Below are 20,031 nucleotides of genomic sequence, written 5' to 3' on the forward strand. Positions count from 1 at the left end.
TCCCTCCTATTTTACAAGAATTGTACGAATATTCCTGCCAAAATAACCGACACGATTGTTACCGATATAAATCCGCCAACAAGCATCGGCGGCAGCATATGGCTTAGCAATGCTTCTTTTTCATTTTCATCTTTTGTTAATGAATTGACGACTTCATTGGTGATAATGTAATCAGCTGGAAATCCGTATAATGCTGTTAAAGATACAGCAAAGGCCATTTCTTTGCTGACTTTTAACAATTTCCCTGCAATGAATGAGAATATATACATACCAATCACAGCTAAGATAATGCAAACAACAAGTGGGTAAAGAATCTCCATCATCATACTTGGTGTTGCATTTTTTAATCCATCAAAGACGAAAAGCATAAGGGCCATGATCGCAAATCCAAATCCATTTGCTTTTTGCAGTGTCTGTCTTTCCAAGAAACCTATACTTTTTCCGACAACCCCGAATAGTAAGCAAAGAACAAATGCATTTATTGATATAATCGGCTCTAATCCAGTCGAAACAAGGTAAGCGAGAAAAGCAACAACTGCAAGTCTGAAAAATTTAAAATATTCCGTATTATATTTTTCAGGCAGTTTTTTAAACAGCTTAAGTTCCGTCATACCTTCTGCCTCTGCAGTATCACTCTTTTTTACCGTTAATTGCCCATTGCGGTATTGCCCCAAAAGTTTCTTTCCTTCTTTCTTCAAGACAATTGAAGTTAAAGGATATCCAGCGAAGCCTTGCATTACATAAATAACAATGGCAAAAACGGACAAACTCGTAAGTCCTGCGTCTGCCGCTCCTTCTGACATGATTATAGAAGATACCATACCGCCCACTAAAGGTGGAATCGCTACAAGGACAGTTTGCAGATCAAATATAAATATGCCAATTCCGAATAATAGTGCAACAATGCCAAGAATACCAGTTAAGGAGATTACAATCGTTTTCCATTGATTCACCAATTCCCTTATTGAAAGCAATGTCCCCATATTCGTGATCAATAGGTACATCATCATGGTTGCCACTACCGGTGGAACACCTGCTATTGAAACGATGTCTTGCGGGAAGAATGTCCAATAACCGCATAGAAATAGGATCGCGGAAATGAAAACGGAAGGTACCCAGGCTTTTGTTCGAACCGCCACTATGTCCCCTACAAATAAAATCAGAATAACAATAACCAAAGCCAACATCTGTGACATATGAGTTCCCTCACCTTCCAATTTAATAGTTTGAATATTATTATAAAATAATAACACTGAATCATCTGAATTTAAAGATAATTTCATATTTTCAGGTAATTATGCACAGATATCAGGAAATGTAAGTGCTTTAATTTCAATTTCCACACCAAATATTCTCAAATAACTAAGTGGTTGGGTATATCAAAATAATTTTTCTTTGGATACTTCTTTATCTCGTTAGTGACTAAAACATCTAACACATACTAATCTAGACCTTTTATTTCAAAAAGAAAAAGCCGTCTAAGGACAGCTCTGAATAATTAGTAATTAATATCCTGTTTACTTTTTACTGTAAATAATCTTTAATGTTTGCAGGTCTTCCTACAAAAGTTATTTGGATATGCGTACCAGAAGTCCTCTATCAATAAAAAATACTTGCCTTAATAATTGTTGCGGTTGAGTCGTCATCGTGATTAGATAACTTTATATTTAAATTGTTGCAGAATTGATCTATGTTTAAGATTACTAAGTCACCTTGCTCTAAAACAATAGTCTCTTTTTCATCGATATTCATTCTACTTTTTCCTTTGAAACAATAATAGGCGTCGGACCTTTTCGTAAAATCCCCATTATCCAACACTTCAGAATGGATTCCATCATTCAGATGAATCGTACTAATGTCACCTTCGCATCCTTCTGCTAACATCAAATTAAAGTCAGTGACCCTCCCAATACTTTGGGTTGTCCAGCCTCCATCAAACCGATCCTGTTCAAATGGCTTTAAATGCACACGGTGCTTTCCCTTATGTTGCAGCGACATTTCACCATCAAGGATCATGATGATTCTCTGAATGCCTGGAAGGTGAGTAAATAAGGATTCATCCACCTCGACATCTGCTGTGCTAATCCGCCATTTGAAATCACGCTTCGCGTAATCTCCATCTTCAGGATAAATGGTTAGTTGAGTTGTTTTACCACCTGACCAAGTACTAGTTATTTGTTCACTTTTTGTTATTATTTTTAGTGAATATGACAACTTTTTTCTCCTTTCATTACTTCAGTATTTCAGTTCGAATCAATTTCGAGAGCTAAATGGTTGTATTGCCAATAGGGTGGATACGATGAACCGAGAGCATAACTGAGCCTAAGTCTACTAGACTCTGATCATCGTAACATAAATTCATCCTTACTTAATCGGGCTGTGAAACGATTCGATACAATCATGGTGGCTCATACCTACTTGAAATAGATGGGGTTCTGTTGCATTAAGAATCAGACAAAAAAACCATTGTAAATTACCTACTGGGCAATTTTCGGATTAAAAAATCAATACCGAATGTTCTTGGTTTAACAGCCAAAACATTCGGTATTAACACTATATTCTAATATATATTTTGACCATTTCAGGCTTTGTACCAAAACCACTTTTTAAATCCCTTAATAACTCCAAAAACAAAGCTATTAACATAATTAAGAACAAATTATCATTTAAATAGATTAATACTTATAATGATAATTGGCATGGCAAAAACATCAATAAGAAATGCACCCACTATCGGAACGATTAAATAAGCTTTACTTGAAGGGCCATATTTCGCAGTAATTGTTGACATATTTGCCATAGCATTTGGTGTAGCCCCGATACCATGTCCGATGAACCCTCCAACCATAACTGCCGCATCGTAGTTTTTGCCAAGAAAGCGAAACATGATGAATATACTTAAAAGTATAATGAAGATTACCTGTATCACCACAATTAAAATAATTGGTAAAGCAAGGTCAGCAACTTCCCAAAGTTTTATACTCATTAATGCCATTGATAGGAAAATGCCTAAAGTAATATCTCCAATAAAATTTATACTAGGCATTTCGATAATTTTCCCATTTATTTTATCTAAAATATTCCGAACAATTACAGCCACTATCATTGCTCCAACATAATTCGGTAAAACATAACCTGTCTTCGCCGAAAATAACTCTCCTAGATATGAACCTAAAGCCATACAAAATGTCAGGATTAATACTTGCTTCATAAATGAAGCTACATTTAATTCTATTTTGTCTTCCATTTCTTTCTTTTCTTGAATTTCAATATCTTTTTTACTTGGTGTTAATTTGTGTTTATTAATTAGATACTTTACAGTTGGACCTCCGACTAATCCACCAAATACTAATCCTAAAGTAGCCGCTGCTATTCCAATTGCTTGGGCAGATTCAATTCCTAGCGATTCAATGGTACCGCCAAAGGCTGTAGCTGCACCAATACCACCTTCCATGGAAATTGCTCCTGCCATCATGCCTATTAATGGATCAATCCCAAAAACGGGTGCTAAAGATATGCCTATTAAATTTTGAGCAAATGCCAGAAACCCACATAACAACCAATATATTAATAATAATTTACCGCCGACTTTTACTAATTGAAAACTGGCACCCAACCCAACGGTCGTAAAAAATGTTAGCATAAATAACCCCTGGAGCGTCGTATCTAATGAAATGGTTACGTTTAGAAAGGTTTTAAGACTTGTAGCGACTATCGCAAAAAGCAATCCCCCAACAACAGGTGCAGGGATACAAAAGTGTTTAAATAGTTTGACATTCTTAACGATAATCCCGCCTATTGCTAAAAGCAGTATCGCTAAAAAAATAGTGATCGTTTGATTAATCTCGATGCTCATATTGTCTATCTCCTCTCCACACACAGGAATACTTCATTTATTAGGTTTGCAGCTAGTTTTACAGTGCGATTATCATTATCCAATGATGGATTTACTTCACATATATCAAATGAAATAGTTTTCGTATGGGAAGTAATTTTACGAATTAATTGCCTAACCATTTTTCCAGAAAGACCAAATGGGGAAGGTGCACTGACACCTGGTGCTTCGGAAGCGTTAATTACATCCATACAAAGTGTTAATATAATAAAATCATGTTGATTCATAAAATCCAGAATTTTACTTTCATTTTCTTCAGAAATCCCATCTACTAATTCTTCTTCCAATATCCAAGAACACCCCAGTGAAATTGCAGTGTTAAATAATTTTTTTGTATTCCCATAACGTTGAATTCCAATAGGCAAATAACTAGTTTGATGATCATTATCTAATATTTGTTTAAACATCGTTCCTGAAGAAGTTATTTCTTCATAAGAGCGTAAGTCAAAATGAGCATCAATGTTAAGGATGCCTATTCTAGCATTGGGACCAACATGCGACCTAATTCCAAGATAATGACCATAAAAGGTTTCATGTCCGCCCCCCAATATAACAGGAAACATATTTTTAGTTAATATTTTCTCTACGTGACTTCCTAATTCAGCTTGTGCTGCTTCTAACTGTTGATCCTCACAAATGACATTCCCGAAATCAACTAGACTATCTCCTGATTGGCCGTGCCAAGATAAAGAAGATAAGGATTTACGTATTTCATTGGGAGCTTCTTTGCTTCCAAGTCTTCCTTTATTCCTGCGTACGCCTTCCTCACAAGAGAACCCTATTATTCCACATGTATGATTTATTGATGTTATTTGATTATCTTTAACTATTTGATGAATTCTAAATTCATCCTTATCTGTTTGACTATCTGTTCTGCCTTTCCATAAATCCATATTTGCTAACGCATACATTTATTTTTCCTCCCCATAAATATAAATACTTCATACTTGCAATAGCCAAGCCATTCCGGGTTGTACAATATGAAAAGATCTGGTGCAATGGCCTGTTCTTTTTGTTTTCGTTAAACTTGGATAGGCTTGACTTATACTACCTGATGCATTTTGAACATCCTGCTTCCGCTGCAATGTAGACCATTATGGTGTATGTCTATATTCCCTCCATTCTGCTTAATGGTTTACTAAATTTTAATTAAGCAAGTTTCATGCCAGGTCCATCACCATAAAAACAGTGGAAAAATGATATATATTCAAAATAAAAAGTAGGCGGAAATTGCCGCTCGGCAATTTCCGCCTACTTTTCTTCACGATATTTCTTCAACTTGTCCCGCAATGTCCTCTCCCCGATGCCAATTGTTTGGGCTGTCCTCCTTTGATGACCGTTAAAAGCGGCAAGGTTATGAAGAATCACTCTTTTTTCTATTTCTTCAAGAGGTTCGCCTACATAGACAGGGATTAAGGTGTTGCCGAAAAATGCGCGCGAGCTTTTTTGGATATCGGAAGGTAAATCGGCTTTCTGTATATAAGACTCATTCGTAAGCGCAATCGCTCTTTCAATTACATTCTGCAGTTCACGAATATTTCCTGGGAAGTCATATTGCTGTAAAAGCTGCAGCGCTTCATGGGAAATTCCTTCTACAGGTTTTCCCATTCGATCACCGATTTTTGCAATGAAAAATTCCAACAGCAAAGGAATGTCCTCTTTTCGTTCACGTAAAGCCGGAAGGTGAATCGGAATCACATTTAATCTGTAATATAAATCTTCACGAAATCGATTTTCTTTTACTACTTTAACCAAGTCTCTGTTTGTCGCAGCAATGATCCGGACATCGATGCTGACTTCTTCTATCCCGCCAACGGGCATTACCTTTCTCTCTTGTAGAACGCGCAAAATTTTCCCCTGCAGCGCCAAATCCATCTCACCGATTTCGTCAAGAAAGATTGTTCCTCCTTCCGCCAACACAAAAAGTCCATATTTCCGCTGTGTCGCCCCTGTAAATGCGCCCTTTTCGTATCCAAATAATTCTGATTCCAACAGGTGAGTCGGAATGGCGGCACAATTAATAGCCTGAAACTTTTTGTTTCTGCGCTTGCTTTGATTATGGATCGTTCTAGCGACGACTTCTTTACCTGTTCCACTCTCCCCTTCTATGAGAATGTTGGAATAGATATCCTTCACTTTTTCGATTAGGGAGAATATTTTGCGCATTGCCAAACTTTCACCGATAAGGCCGTTCACACCTGCCACCTTATCCAATTCTTCACTCAGCCATTTCACTTTGGACTGAAGGGTGTATACTTCTTCTGCTTTTTGCATCAGCACTTCCAATTCATCAATATGAAGCGGCTTTGTCGCATATGAAAACGCACCCTTACGCATTGCTTCTACGGAAGATGGAATGGTACCATAGGCCGTCATCATAATGACAACCGTCGAGGGGGAGAGGCGTTTGATTTCTTCTAACACTTCCATCCCATTGTATCCCCCAATTTTCAAATCCAGCAAAACGATGGCGATTTCTGCTCTTTCGAAAAGAGGGAGTGCTTCACGTGGATCTGTAAACGAATAAACGTGATACTGGTCTTCCAATGCAAACGTAAGTGATTGACAAATGGTTGGCTCATCATCAATAATCATGATATTGTGCATCGTCTTCACCCTTTCTGTTTTCATGCTGTAAACAAATGGTCAATACTGTTCCCTTTCCTACTTCACTTCTTGTCTCGATAATGCCATCGTTTTCTTTGACAAGCTGATACGTAATAGAAAGCCCTAGCCCGACCCCGTTTGGTTTCCTGGTGTAAAACGGTTCAAAGATCTTATCAATGTCTTCTTCCGAAATGCCGATTCCTTCATCCTCGATTTCAACGACAGTGAACATATCCCGATAATATGCCCGAAAAATAAGGGTTTCCCCTATATCGGACGCCTGAATGGCATTGAGAATGACGTTCACCAGTACTTGTTTGATCTGCTGTGTATCCGCAGTTGCCTGAATGTCTCCAGCGAACTCACGAACAATGCTCAGGTTTTTTTCTTTGATTTTCGGCTTAAGCAATAGCTCAATCCCTTCCATGGCCTCATTCAGCGAAAATGTGACAGGCTCTGATTTTTTAGGGCGTGCATAATCGAGCAAATCGTTTATCAATGCATTAAGTCGGGTAATTTCACTAGTAACCTGTTCGGAAAAGAACGTACGGAAATCTGCGCTTGCAAATTTTTTCGGCAGCAACTGCGTATAGGTAAGAATGGATGTTAACGGATTTCTTATTTCATGAGCGATACCCGCCACTAGTTGACCCAATGAACGCAATCGGTCATCCTGAGCAACTTTTCTCTTCAGTTGTTTTTGTTCCGTAATATCGAAAAAATTCAACACCGCACCTACACTTTCTCCCCCAATAGTCTGAATTGGATACACGCTGTAAGTTATATGCCTTTTTTTGCTCGCATACTGAGACCACACCGTTTCCTTTTGCAAGAAAACTCTCTTTTTCTCTAACGCTGCCTTAATCTCCTTTTCCGGGATGAAACTGGCAGTGGGAAGATCCTGAAAACGTTTTCTAACAACATTACCGTCCACCCCCAAATATTCCATGGCCCTAACATTAATCATCGATACAAGACCTTGCTGATTGAGTGTAATAAGCGAACTATAGGCGCTGTTTAATACTTGCTGCTGAAAGTTGATGTTTTCCTCAAGAAGCAGCATCTTCTCTTCCAAGTCTTTATTCACGTGCTCAATTTGCTCGGTTCGCTTAGCCACTTCTCGTTTAAGGCTGAGATTCCACCATAAGATGAGAGAAATCACAATGAAGGTAAGAATAAGACCAATTTCCAAATACAACAGCGTTTTGCGTAGCCGTTGAGTATTTGGCAGGATATATTCCCCGAACCACTTTTTCTCTATCTTTTCATACGTTCCATCCTTCTTGATTTGAGAAATTGCCTGATTGAATAGTGTCAGCAACTCTTTGTTTTTCGGCATCACTGCTACAGCATAATTTGTGGTGTCAAGTGGCTCACCGACAATCTTAATGAGTGATTGCTGCTCATTTTTCTGTAGAAAATATTGACCCGTAATCCGATTTCCAATAAAAGCATCCACTTTTCCGTCGATCAGCGACTGAACGGCTTCTTGTTGATTATTAGTTTCCACCAATTGCAAACGATCGACTTTACTTAATAGACCGCTTGCAACATCTCCTTTTTGTACGGCTACTTTCCGGCCTTTAAGATCTTCGATTTTTCGGATATACATATTATCTTTCAACACAAAAATCCCCTGTGAACTTGTGAAATACGGAGCTGAAAAATCATAAATCTCTTCACGTTCCTGATTGAACTTCATACCTTGAATCGCATCCACTCTTCCCGATCGCATAGCTTGTACTGCCTCGTTCCACGGCATAGGATAGTATTCGAACCTAATGCCAGTCTCGATAGAAATGGCGTTCATTATATCCACGTTAAAACCGGTATAAACACCCGAATCACTCAAGTATTCGAAAGGTGGAAAGTTATTATCCCCTGCAACTCGTATTACTTTTTGAGCTTCCGAATGCACTCCTATAGGAAAGAAACAGCCAAAAAAGAAAAGGAAGACGGTTATAATGGCACAGGTAATATGTAAACTTCGCATCGCCTCACCCCTTTTTTCCATCCATACAGTTTTGTATCATAAATGTGTATATATACAATGTACAAAGACTCTATTATGATAACTTTTTAAAGGATATAAGAAAAGCTAATCTGCATTTCATAACACCATACATGGCAGAAAGTTGAATTACAATATATTTTAAATGGCAAATGAATTGCAGATAAAAAAGGCATGCTCCCTTTATCGGGAATCATGCCTATATGTAAGGAAAATAGATGTTGCAGGAAGTAACTACCCTAGCCGTTTCTATCAACATTCTAACTTAAATGATAGGTTTGACTGTGTATAGTATACTTATTGATTTTTTCCATGCTTGGTTCAAAGCCAATACCGGGCAATTCTGGAACATTGATTATTCCGTTTTCCACTGTAACTTCAGGGTCAGTAATATCTTCTGCCCAATAGAGGGAGGAAGCTGCGGTATCGCCAGGAAGAGTGAAGTTTGGCAGTGAAGTGATTGCAATATTATGTGCTCTTCCAATGCCTGATTCCAGCATACCCCCACACCATAGCGGAATTTCATGTTCAAGACATAAATCATGGATTTTCCTGGATTCAGTTAAACCTCCGACACGGCCAATCTTGATATTAATAATTTTACAGCTGCCTAATTTAATAGCTTTCCTTGCATCCTCTAATGAGTGAATGCTTTCATCCAGGCAAATAGGTGTTTTTAACCTTGACTGTAGATCTGCATGGTCAATTATATCATTATAGGCAAGCGGCTGTTCAATCATCATTAAATTAAAATCATCCAAGGCGGATAACCGGTCTATATCTTGTAAGGTATACGCTGAATTTGCATCTGCCATGAGCGGGATTTCAGGATATACTTTTCGGACCTTGTCTATTAATTCAACATCCCAGCCCGGTTTGATTTTTAGTTTAAAGCGTTTATAGCCTTCACCGAGTCGAGCTTCAATTATATCTAGGGTCGAATCAATCGAATCCTTTATTCCGATGCTTACCCCCACTTCAATTTTCTTTTTTGTTCCACCTAACACATTTGAAAGAGAAACACCCTGTTTTTTAGCATACAGATCCCAAACAGCACCCTCTAAAGCGGCTTTTGCCATGTAATTGCCGCGAATATGGGTGAAATATTTTTCGGAAATTTCATCAGGATGCTTGATTTCATTTTTAAGGATAATTGGAATTAGATAATCTTCGAGTATATGCCAGTTTGTTTTTAAGGTCTCTTCATTATACAGAGGGTCGAGCATCGCAACCGATTCAGCCCAACCGGAAAAGCCATCATCGCTTTTTGCTTCCACAAGGATAAAATCCCGATTGTATTCCGTCGCAAAGCTAGTTGTAAAGGGGTGAAGCAAGTCAAGCTTCAGATGCCTTAAAATAACTTGTTTAATTTTCACGAGTAGATTCTCCTTTTGGGGATAAAACTATTTACCCCAGTCTTTTTCAATAGCTGACAGCAGCTTATTGTTAATTCATATTTAAATATAAACCTGCTTATTTCCTTGATAGCACATAAAACTGAACAGGAATTTCCGTCATGGAATTCTTCATAAAATCTGTTACCTGCCATCCTTGCTGAAATAAATTGCTAAAAATGTCCCTCGTTTTCATCCGCCATTCATTGGACGCTTGAATATTTGTGACTCTTATTGTTCGGAAGTCCTTTGGAATGGCCACAAAAGCTGTATCACATTCTTGTTCAGGCAGCGGAAGAGTGAAAGAAGGAACAGGCACACCCTCTTCAATGGCATCCCATTGGATAAGCGAGTTTTCTATCACAAAGTCCAACGGTATTCCCTGTCCTTTAGAATCCGTTTTCTCCTTTTTACCAATATGCCATTCGACAAGAAAGCGATCAGAAGGAATGCCACTGTTTAAAAGATCTTCCATTTCACCATAGCAGTTTGGTATATATGTGGAACATACCCCGCCAAGCTTGGCTATATTTAAGTACCCATTAACACTTTCTAATGGATCGTATGTCCAGGTAATAAGTGAATATCCGAGCTTTATCGCCTCCTCACGTTGTGCTGACTTTAACTTTTCCCCTATACCTTTGTTGCGAAATTGCTCATCAATTCCTAGAATATGTGAGCAAAGATAGGCTGATTGCCCATTGAATCCCGGAAAGCTGTATTGAAATCCAATCAGCTTCTCCTCGCAATAAGCTCCTATAACCAAACCGCCGTTTTTCACAGCAGTTATGGTTTGGTGTGAAGGGATTGAGTCGGTTTCTCCCCAAATGGCGGATTCTAGCTTTCTTACTTCCTCTAGCTCTTCAATTCGATGAAGAGAACGAATTGCAATTTCATGTGTATTCGTCATGGTTAACCTCCTATGAAAAGCACAAGCGCCTTGATCGACCCAACATAAGATGGACAAGTTAGTTCCACAGCTGACGGATTATCGTGCAAGGCGCTGGAGCTATCATTTAAATACTTTATGTTTACGAAATACTCTCTTATTTTTCAACAAAAGAAATTATTCCACTTTACTGAAATCAGCCTCTTGCAATGGAGTCATTTTTGTTTTCTTTACAATTTTATAACCTAGAAAAGCCAGGAAAAATAATGGGAGCCCGATATAAGAAATTAAAATTCCATACCAGTCAATCTCAGGACCGAAAAATGCAGAGTAATTTTGTCCCAGGATAGCCGTAAAACATAAAAATGTCGCTAATATTGGACCGAATGGATACCATTTTGATACATATGGCAAATCTTTCAAATCTCTTCCTTGTGCAATATATGCCTTCCGGAATCGATAATGTGTAATCGAAATTCCTAACCAGGATAAAAAGCCGGATAATCCTGCAGCATTCAATAACCAAGTATAAATCGTGCCTTCACCGAAAAAAGAGGTCAGGAAAGCTGCCATCCCAACGATGGTAGAAAAGTACACAGCGTTCACTGGAATGCCGCCTGAATTCACTTTTTTTAGAAACGAAGGGGCTTTGCCTTCTTTCGCCAGCACCCAAAGCACGCGAGAAGCTCCGTACATGGCCGAATTGCCCGCAGAAAGTACGGAAGTAAGAATGACCACATTCATAACGGAGGCAGCGATGGCAAGCCCAGCGTTTTGAAAAACTAGCGTAAAGGGACTTACCGCAATATCTTCAATATCCGAGCTTAACAAACGCGGATCATTATAGCTTATTAAAAATCCAATCACGATTATTGCCAATACATAAAACAGGAGCAGTCTCCAGAAGATTTGCTTAATGGCCTTTGGTATATTTTTTCTTGGGTTTTCACTCTCGCCGGCCGCAATTCCTACTAACTCGGTGCCTTGAAAGGCAAACCCGACCACCATAAAGACACTTATAATGGATAAAAAGCCTCCCTTAAACGGTGCCTCCCCTTTGGTGATATTTTCAAAACCTACGGCATCCCCTCCCATGATTCCTACAATCATTAATAACCCTACTGCTATAAAGATGATAATCGTCAAAACCTTTATAATGGCAAACCAGAATTCTGATTCTCCATATCCTTTTACCGATAAAATATTCAGGCCAAATATGAGTGCAAGAAATAATGCGCTCCAAATGATGCCCGGAACAGAAGGAAGCCAATATTTCATAATAAGGGAGGAAGCTGCTAATTCCAACGCGACTACGATTGCATTGTTATACCAATAGTTCCAACCGATCGCAAATCCTAAAGCCGGATCGACAAACCTTGATGTATAGGTACTAAAAGAGCCTGTGATAGGAATAAGGGCAGCCATTTCGGCTAAGCTTGTCATCAGGAAGTAAACCATGATTCCGGCAATTATATAGGCAGCTACAGCTCCTCCAGGACCCGCAGTATGAATAATGGAACCGCTTGCTAAAAATAGCCCTGTTCCAATGGTTCCGCCGATTGCGATCATGGAAAGATGCCTTGGTTTGAGTTTTCGCTCCAGTTGTTTTTCTTCAGCAGCTGTTTGGTCCCCGGTTTGTGATGTTTGTGCGGTATTTTCCATAAAACACCCCTTCATTAATTTTTTAAGTGAAAAATTTTATTCTCCTGCCGTCATCATTACTGTGTTAATTAAAATCTTCGTTCCATAAATAAGTGCTTTTAAATTAAACATCATATCCGGATGGTGCAGACCAGGCGTTAGATCGCAGCCTAACCCTATCATGGTTGCTGTTAATTCAGGATTTTTGGCTGTATAAAAATGAAAATCCTCGCCTCCTTGAGAAACGCAGACCGGAACGACATTTTCCGCCCCAAGGATATCTCCTATTGCGGCCTCAGCCAGCTTGATCGCTTTTTCATGCAAGGTCGCAGCGGGGACAAATTCTTCCGCAGACCAGGAGATGGATGATTCAGTTTGTTCCATTGTCTGGTCAATAGCATCCTTCGTTAAGCGATTCAGTTCATTCATTACATCATTTGACTGCGCTCTGGCATCAATAGCAAAGACAGCTGTTTCCGGGATGACGTTTGATGCTTTGTTGTTTGTTTCAAATTGAGTCATTTTGATGGAATAAGGAGTTTCGGTTTCCAGATTAATCTGCTGTAATTTTTGGACAAGCAAAGCTGCTGCCTCGATTACATTTATTCCATCTTGCGGACGGGATGCATGGGCCTGAATGCCTTTGATTGTTCCCCTTATTGTTTCGGCTGAGCCATGGACAATGACGGGGGAAGCCTTCATATAAGGAACTTCCGTACTGGGTCTTACATGTATCCCGAATAAATATGTAACATTCTCCAACGCGCCATCATTGATCATTTGAAGAGCGCCTTCCCCTTTTTCTTCCGCAGGCTGAAATATGAATCGGAGAGTGTGTTTAGGCCGGATTCCGCTGGAGGCAATGGCCAATGCTGTATATAAAACCATTGTGCTATGTGCGTCGTGTCCACATGAGTGATTTGCCTTTACAACTCCATCTACTTCCTGAACAAGCGCATCCATATCAGCCCTTAATGCCACAACCTTTTTTGAGATGCCTGGAATCTCGGCAATGATTCCATAATGACTATGAAATGTTTTTACGGTTATTCCCGCTTCCCTAAGACCATTTAATATATAGCTAGACGTTCTTTCCTCCTGCCAGCTTGGCTCAGCCAAGGAATGCAGGTCATGATAGGACTTTATCAATAATTCTTGATGCTGATCAATATATTGAATCGGGTTCATAATGATGCACCTCCCCCTTTACATGAATTTAAACTCATTCATTAAACACTTCATAACTTGAATATAGCCTTTCTAATTTTTGCTGATGGGTATATATCCGTTTTGCGTCTTTTTGATGTATGCCTGCAATAACCAAGTCCAATAAGCTAATGACGGAAGCGATTGAATTCGTTCCGGTTTCTGCGTTTTCTTCAGTTGTCAGTGCAATATCAGAGATGCGGCCAACAGGTGACAGGAGGCGGTCTGTAACTGAAATTAAACAAACTCCTTGTTCTTTTGCACACTCCGCAACTTTTAATGTTTCATTCGCATATCTTGGAAGGGAAAATACAACTATCACAGACTTGTTAGTGAGATTACAAAACTTTTCATAGAAGTCACCTGTTGGTGAACATAAACTTACATTTTCCCTTAATGAACTTAGCGTATAAGAGAACCAATAGGCGGCGGCATGGGAAATTCGATGCCCTGCAATTAATATTTGGTCAGCCTGTATCAGGGCATCGACCGCTTTCCATATATCCTGAACGTTCGTATGATCTAATAGATGCCTTAAAATATGAACCTCGTTTTCTATCACTTTGGTAAATGGATCTTGCTTGTCATCAATGCTAAGAATGGAATCACTATTGGATATATCCGTTTGATTTTGGTGCAGCAGCTGTTTTTGAATTCTGTCCTGCATTTTACTAAACCCTTCAAATCCTAATGAATAGGAAAACCGAATGACCGTCGTTTCACTAACCTCCGCTTCCCGCCCAATTTGAAAAGCCGTTTTAAAGGCAGCTTGATCCAAATTTTCAATCAGGTAAGCGGCAACCTTTTTTTGACCTGTCGATAGATGGTCAAATCTTTCTTTCACTAATAATTTAAATGGAAGATTTTCCACAATATCACTCCTTTCTGATGAATTAAATACTTCTTTTTAATAAAATGATGAAGGTAATACTTCTTTGTTTTATACACTATCACAATTTAATTAGAAAAAGAAGAAGATTTTTTGATTTTTTTGATAATTAATAATTTCAAATTTCAAGCACCAATTTGCCATCAGATAGTAAGCAAAAAAATGACTATTAAGAAAGTAGACTGTAGACAAATTCGAATAAAAGACCGTTTTGCCTGCAGTTTTTTATTTCGAAAAAATTCCAGTTGTTTTCAGAATTCCGCTCCCTTTCCGCCGACTTATCTGTCGAGCCTCCTCGACGCAAGCGCCTGCGGGGTCTTGGCTAGCCAGTTATCGGCAGGGGTGTCGCAAATTTCTTCAATCCAATAAGGATTACAGAAAAAACCATTAGGATAACCTGTTCTTAAACTTGGTTCGGAATGAGTAAAGACTGCAGTTTTTTATTTAAAAACGGTCCCGTTGATTTCAAATATCCAATGAGGGTTTCATCCATTTAAAAAAGTAAAAAAACATGAACGATAACCAAGTTTTCTTTTAAAATCATGGATCGGGGGTAAGACTGTTCCGAAACCACCTTTTTAGACAAAAGGGTTTCTATCTGAATTTTTTATACAAAGTTGATTGGAACGGAAGGTGCGAGACTCCTGCGGGAAAAGCGTGTCTAGGGGAGACCCCGCAGGCAGAAGCCGAGGAGGCTCCCGGGACCGCCCGCGGAAAGCGAGTACCTGGAGTGGAAATCAAGTCCACCACCAAATAACATTTCATGGTTCGGTGTCTGACCATTCCGAGCCCCTTTTGTCAACAAACTTGAAGGTGTTCCTCCAAAATTCGTAACAACTGCGATAACAGAGAAAACCTTTTATTCATTTTAGAAATTCATATAACATTAAATCTTTCATAAGTGATTTCAATCTTTAATTACTTTATTTGTAAAGTTAACAACTTCATTGACACTTAACATCAGGATATATGTTAGAATATTCTGTAGTTTCAACTTATTCAAGGGGGGCAATTTAATGGGGGAATCATTTAAAGGAAACGAACTTTTACAAGTTTTAACAGAGGGGAAACAGCCTCCGAATTGTGACTTAACGTTACAGATTGAAGCAAATTATGCCGAGGATGGAATTGCAAAGGGACTATGGAAAGTAGATGAAAAATTTATAAACGGAAATGGTGTAGCAATGGGTGGTTTTGTCACTTCTGCAGCAGATATTATAATGGCTTATGCGATATCATCTAAATTAAGTATCGGACAATCATTCGCATCCATTGATTTACATACTACCTTTCATCGACCAGTAAGATTAGGGGACGTACAGGTTGAAGCAAAAGTGGACCGAATCGGAAAAAAAACAGCTTATGTACTCGCAGATTTATTTCAAAATGATAAAAAAGTGGCAAGCGTTGTGTCATCAATTATGGTCCTTTAAACCGGATAAAAAAGCATGTTGCACAAATAAGCCCTTCGTAACATGCTTCTTTCATTTAGATAATTCGATTAAATCTCTTTACCGGTTGCAATTAGATCAACTGTATTTCTTGTAATTAGACAACTCTAAAGAACGGCTCACAAGATTCAGCACTTCGTCTAATCACTTCATTGTGATCTCCATTATATATTTTCTTGAAGATATCCCCATCATTAAACAAACCACCGCAGCACAGGGCTTTTGAGATCTATGGTGAATAGACCGTAATCAGTGACAACCATTTCATCATTCTCGTTATATCCGACATTATCTAAACGCAAATCTATTGGAATAATACCGTACCTTAGGAAATTTAATTCCAACTTGATCAGTTTCGTATATTCCTTGATTGCAAACGGAACTTTCGTGTCCACCTTCTTCATGATAATCCAGCCCGTCCCATACTCCTTAACCGGACATAAATACTTTTTGACTTTCTCATTACAGTTATTATATATATAGGCTTCATTTGCATTGCTGATTAATCCTACTTCTGAAAATGCAATTTTTAATATATAGCCATTATTTAAATCATAGACGACTCGGTTAAATCCATGCCCAATGATTTTATACTTGAACTTTAGCGTTTTTCTGGCAGTAGATATTTTTTGTCCAGCGGTTTTATAAAATTGGAATTTCCCCATTTGAGATATCCAGGATTCAATGGCTTGTATCTCTTGCCGGGACAGCATTACACTTTTATTCGGCTGATGTATCCTTTCCTTACCATTGTTAATTGGCCACATTCCCTAAGCGTCTCCTTTTTTTTAATTTTTTACTAGAGAGATTGGGTTCCAGGGATGAAAAAACAATAGAAGAATAAAAGCATGTTCTCATTTTTTCAAGATTTCCCCTTTGTTATATGATATTACTTTTTTATAAAACGGCTTGTACTGTAGCTGAGAAATCATTATTTGGACAGGGAACTTCGAATTATTTGGAGGAACATGGAATTTGTTCTAGTAATCAAAAGGATCAATCTACAGGTACTCTTCTTTCTTTCATTTGCAAAAAAAATAGTATATTATACTGTGACATCAACGGTTTAAGACAAGGAGTGATGAAGTATCCGTAAAAGATGGATCATTTCAACAATTGTTGGGTTATTGCTTATTTGTTTAAGTGTAATTGCCTTCAATTATTTCGAACGCGATAAAACTGAAAAAGGGAAAAATGCGGAAGCCAAGGAATCCAAAATTCCTGAGGTGGAGGAATATGGCGGGATCCATCTTAAAAAAGTCGGCGATAAGGTTCGCCAAAAAAATTGGGGAACATTCACATTACTAGAAACGAAGTCTATTAGTGAGTCATTTGAATTGGCACCCATGGCCATCACAGTCAAGGATATCCGCAGGATTCAATTATCATCACTCACAGATGAAGCAAAGGAGGAGCTCAAGTCCTATACGGGATTGAGTTTTGAAGAGGCCTATTCGGTATATTATAAAGAGAATTTATCCATGGAGGATATCGATCAACAGGCGGCGTTGTCTAAAACGGATATCGATGAAGAGGTTTCTTATCTAGAGATAACTTATTCTGTTGAAAATAGAGATTCGAAGGAACTTCAGTTCTTCAGCATGGAAAATGTTACTTTCAATGATGATCTTACATATGATGTGCCTTCTAAAAATTTCATCCATTCCGGGGATACTTTTATAGGGACCAAAAAAGTAAGTCGATCAGATTACCAACCAGGAGAATTGAGAAAAGGCACAATTGGTTTATTGATTGATCCAGAGGCAAAATTAGATCGGCTCGATTCCTTTTCATTCACTACCGATGATATAGCGGATGGTGAGTCTCATGAATTACTGGTGGATGGGACTTCATTTGAAATTCCCCTAAAAGGAAAGTAGTTTTATAGTCTATAAACCCTAAATAAGGGGAACCTCGAAAAAAGGTTTCACTTATTTAAGGTTTCATCTGAGCCCCCTTACGATAACTGATATGCTTATCTTTCTCCGGCAATAGGACTCTGCGTTGCTTCCTCCATTAATATTCTGCGCAATATTTTCCCGACAGCTGATTTTGGCAGTTGCTCCCTGAACTCAAAACTTCGCGGCACTTTATATCTGGCCAATCGTTGCATGCAAAACTCCCTGATTTCCTGCTCCGAGACTGACTTTCCTTTCTTTAAGACTATAACCGCTTTTATCGTTTCCCCACGGTATGAATCCGGTACTCCATACACACAAGTCTCTTTTACGGCTGGATGCTGATAAATAATATCCTCGACTTCAATTGGATAAACATTATAACCGCTTGCAATGATCATATCTTTCTTCCTGCCTACGATATAAAAATATCCGTCTTCATCCATCGTCGCGATATCCCCAGTGTAAAGCCATCCATCTCGCAAAGCTGTTGCCGTTTCCTCTGGATTTTTCCAATACCCCCTCATTACTTGCGGACCTTTAATGATCAGTTCGCCTGTTTCTCCTGCTGGCAATTCATCAACACCTGATTTCAGATCGACGATTTTAGCATCGGTATTGGGATACGGAATTCCGATACTTCCTTGTTTTTTCTGTCCTATGACTGGATTGCGGTGGGTAGTGGGAGATGTTTCTGACATTCCAAAACCTTCCAATATTGTAACCCGGAATTTTTTTTCGAACTGATGAATGATTTCTATCGGGAGCGGCGCAGAGCCACAGCTGCAGTACTTAAAGCAGCTTAAATCGTCAGCCGTTATATCCGGGTGATTCAGTAAAGCAATATACATGGTCGGGACACCAGGAAAAATGGTTGGCCTATGTGTTCGAATCAAATCCACTACCTTATCTATTTCAAATTTCTCTAATGTGATATAAGTTGATCCGGCATATATGGCACTATTCAATCGTCCATTACCAAACACATGGAATAATGGGGTCAAGCCAAGCATCCGTTCGCCAGGCCTTTGGAGATGAAGCGCATTCGCCGTGAAGGCAAAGTCTTGGAATACATTCGAGATCAAATTAAAATGCGTAAGCATGACCCCTTTTGATTTCCCTGTAGTCCCTCCTGTATATTGAAGAACAGCCACAGCCTCCTTGGGGTCGATAGCCAGGGCGGGAAGTTCCTTATCTTTCCTTGATAAATCCGTTCCTTCTATTATTTCCTCGGCAGATATGAACGTTAATCTATCAGAAAAACTTGTTAGCACTAATTTTCCCCTCTGTTCCTTACGCCCAATGAACCAATGGGCTTCTGAATCCCGTAATATATAACCCAATTCACTAGACCGATACAGTGGGTTCACTTGAACGACCATACCTCCCAAACGATGAATGGCATAATAGGCAATGATATATTCTAGACAATTTGGAAGCATGATTGCTATGCGATCGTCTTTTTGAAATCCTCGTTTGTCTAAATTCACAGCAAAACGATCTGAGGCATCCTTTAATTCCATATATGTCATTTCCCGATCCCCATCTATTACGGCTTTGCAGGTTGGGTAAAGTTGGGCTGAACGTTCAAGGAGTCCATATAATGACAATGTTGGAATATCAATTTCAGCAGGAGTTTCTTTTGGATAAAATCCATGCCAAGCTCTAGTCAATTTTTTCACACCTCATTCTTTTCTAGTAAAATGGAGCATAGTCACTTGTCAGCCGACTTGATATCCTTGCCTCATTTATCACGAATGATTTTAAAAATTCCTGTGCCCTTTGCAATGATGTTGCCTTCAGTATCTTTTATTTCTCCTTCAGTAAAGGCAATTTTGTATCCTTTTTGAAGGACTTTTGCTTCCGCGAATAGTTCCCCGCTTGATATGCTGGCTAAATAATGTACAGTTAAGCTTGTCGTCACAACTTTAGATTTGGTAACGGAACGAGTCACCATTCCTAGAATGGTATCCAGCATGGTAGCATGAATGCCCCCGTGCAGTGATCCATTAACATTAAGTAAATGTTCTTCAATGTTTAGCTTTATTGTTACATTCCCTTCTTTAAACCGAATGATTTCAAACCCTATATGTGAAAAGAATGCACTACTTTCGAATTGATTCCGAATATCCTCCACTTCAACTGGCAAT

At 38.8% G+C, this 20,031-nt stretch carries 16 protein-coding genes; 2 read left to right on the forward strand and 14 right to left on the reverse strand.

The genetic code is table 11. The annotated features are described in order from the left end of the window. Positions 1–11: 11 nt before the first annotated feature. The 11 genes from V3595_RS08160 to V3595_RS08210 form a co-directional block, all read right to left on the reverse strand. The gene (locus V3595_RS08160) at positions 12–1,196 is read right to left on the reverse strand and encodes a hypothetical protein (protein WP_485906458.1); all 1,185 of its coding nucleotides are present in this window, start codon (positions 1,194–1,196) and stop codon (positions 12–14) included. Positions 1,197–1,599: 403 nt separating this feature from the next. Next, positions 1,600–2,214: a HutD/Ves family protein gene (locus V3595_RS08165; RefSeq protein WP_485906460.1), complete on the reverse strand. Its 615-nt coding sequence runs from the start codon at positions 2,212–2,214 to the stop codon at positions 1,600–1,602. Between the two features lie 448 nt (positions 2,215–2,662). Then, entirely contained in the window at positions 2,663–3,856 is a 1,194-nt protein-coding gene (gltS, locus tag V3595_RS08170) for a sodium/glutamate symporter (protein ID WP_485906461.1), read from the reverse strand. 5 nt (positions 3,857–3,861) lie between these two features. Further along, positions 3,862–4,806 (reverse strand): formimidoylglutamase, encoded by a 945-nt coding sequence (gene hutG, locus V3595_RS08175; RefSeq protein WP_485906463.1) that lies wholly within the window; start codon positions 4,804–4,806, stop codon positions 3,862–3,864. A 340-nt stretch (positions 4,807–5,146) separates the two neighbouring features. Beyond that, on the reverse strand, positions 5,147–6,526 hold the full coding sequence (locus tag V3595_RS08180) for a sigma-54-dependent transcriptional regulator (protein WP_485906465.1): 1,380 nt from the start codon (positions 6,524–6,526) through the stop codon (positions 5,147–5,149). After that, positions 6,480–8,495, reverse strand: a complete 2,016-nt coding sequence (locus V3595_RS08185; protein WP_485906467.1) for a transporter substrate-binding domain-containing protein — start codon at positions 8,493–8,495, stop codon at positions 6,480–6,482. Before V3595_RS08185 ends, V3595_RS08180 begins: the two co-directional genes overlap by 47 nt. Positions 8,496–8,773: 278 nt before the next feature. Beyond that, entirely contained in the window at positions 8,774–9,889 is a 1,116-nt protein-coding gene (gene menC, locus V3595_RS08190; protein WP_485906469.1) for an o-succinylbenzoate synthase, read from the reverse strand. 97 nt (positions 9,890–9,986) lie between these two features. Continuing rightward, positions 9,987–10,817, reverse strand: a complete 831-nt coding sequence (locus tag V3595_RS08195; protein ID WP_485906471.1) for a GNAT family N-acetyltransferase — start codon at positions 10,815–10,817, stop codon at positions 9,987–9,989. Between the two features lie 156 nt (positions 10,818–10,973). Further along, the gene (locus tag V3595_RS08200; RefSeq protein ID WP_485906473.1) at positions 10,974–12,458 is read right to left on the reverse strand and encodes an amino acid permease; all 1,485 of its coding nucleotides are present in this window, start codon (positions 12,456–12,458) and stop codon (positions 10,974–10,976) included. A 36-nt stretch (positions 12,459–12,494) separates the two neighbouring features. Further along, positions 12,495–13,625: an amidohydrolase gene (locus V3595_RS08205; protein WP_485906475.1), complete on the reverse strand. Its 1,131-nt coding sequence runs from the start codon at positions 13,623–13,625 to the stop codon at positions 12,495–12,497. Positions 13,626–13,659: 34 nt separating this feature from the next. Next, on the reverse strand, positions 13,660–14,514 hold the full coding sequence (locus tag V3595_RS08210) for a MurR/RpiR family transcriptional regulator (RefSeq protein ID WP_485906476.1): 855 nt from the start codon (positions 14,512–14,514) through the stop codon (positions 13,660–13,662). 1,034 nt (positions 14,515–15,548) lie between these two features. Here V3595_RS08210 and V3595_RS08215 point away from each other — a divergent pair. After that, complete coding sequence (locus tag V3595_RS08215) at positions 15,549–15,965, forward strand: PaaI family thioesterase (protein WP_485906478.1); 417 nt, start codon at positions 15,549–15,551, stop codon at positions 15,963–15,965. A gap of 212 nt (positions 15,966–16,177) precedes the next feature. On the opposite strand, the gene V3595_RS08220 is transcribed toward V3595_RS08215, so the two are convergent. Further along, positions 16,178–16,750, reverse strand: a complete 573-nt coding sequence (locus V3595_RS08220; protein ID WP_485906479.1) for a hypothetical protein — start codon at positions 16,748–16,750, stop codon at positions 16,178–16,180. Positions 16,751–17,110: 360 nt separating this feature from the next. On the opposite strand from V3595_RS08220, the gene V3595_RS08225 reads away from it, so the two are divergent. After that, the gene (locus tag V3595_RS08225; protein ID WP_485906481.1) at positions 17,111–17,863 is read left to right on the forward strand and encodes a hypothetical protein; all 753 of its coding nucleotides are present in this window, start codon (positions 17,111–17,113) and stop codon (positions 17,861–17,863) included. Between the two features lie 95 nt (positions 17,864–17,958). On the opposite strand, the gene V3595_RS08230 is transcribed toward V3595_RS08225, so the two are convergent. Both V3595_RS08230 and V3595_RS08235 read right to left on the reverse strand, forming a co-directional pair. Continuing rightward, complete coding sequence (locus tag V3595_RS08230; protein ID WP_485906483.1) at positions 17,959–19,563, reverse strand: long-chain-fatty-acid--CoA ligase; 1,605 nt, start codon at positions 19,561–19,563, stop codon at positions 17,959–17,961. 62 nt (positions 19,564–19,625) lie between these two features. Next, on the reverse strand, positions 19,626–20,030 hold the full coding sequence (locus V3595_RS08235; RefSeq protein ID WP_485906485.1) for a PaaI family thioesterase: 405 nt from the start codon (positions 20,028–20,030) through the stop codon (positions 19,626–19,628). Position 20,031 lies beyond the last annotated feature (1 nt).

It is taken from the genome of Bacillus sp. CFBP9009, assembly GCF_036541465.1.
Classification (GTDB): Bacteria; Bacillota; Bacilli; order Bacillales; family DSM-1321; genus Peribacillus.

Coding starts and splice junctions, on each gene's coding strand:
- V3595_RS08160 (WP_485906458.1), bottom strand. CDS start 1,196: ATGTCACAGATGTTGGCTTTGGTTATTGTTATTCTGATTTTATTTGTA.
- gltS (WP_485906461.1), bottom strand. CDS start 3,856: ATGAGCATCGAGATTAATCAAACGATCACTATTTTTTTAGCGATACTG.
- hutG (WP_485906463.1), bottom strand. CDS start 4,806: ATGTATGCGTTAGCAAATATGGATTTATGGAAAGGCAGAACAGATAGT.
- V3595_RS08180 (WP_485906465.1), bottom strand. CDS start 6,526: ATGAAAACAGAAAGGGTGAAGACGATGCACAATATCATGATTATTGAT.
- V3595_RS08185 (WP_485906467.1), bottom strand. CDS start 8,495: ATGCGAAGTTTACATATTACCTGTGCCATTATAACCGTCTTCCTTTTC.
- V3595_RS08195 (WP_485906471.1), bottom strand. CDS start 10,817: ATGACGAATACACATGAAATTGCAATTCGTTCTCTTCATCGAATTGAA.
- V3595_RS08200 (WP_485906473.1), bottom strand. CDS start 12,458: ATGGAAAATACCGCACAAACATCACAAACCGGGGACCAAACAGCTGCT.
- V3595_RS08205 (WP_485906475.1), bottom strand. CDS start 13,625: ATGAACCCGATTCAATATATTGATCAGCATCAAGAATTATTGATAAAG.
- V3595_RS08215 (WP_485906478.1), top strand. CDS start 15,549: ATGGGGGAATCATTTAAAGGAAACGAACTTTTACAAGTTTTAACAGAG.
- V3595_RS08220 (WP_485906479.1), bottom strand. CDS start 16,750: ATGTGGCCAATTAACAATGGTAAGGAAAGGATACATCAGCCGAATAAA.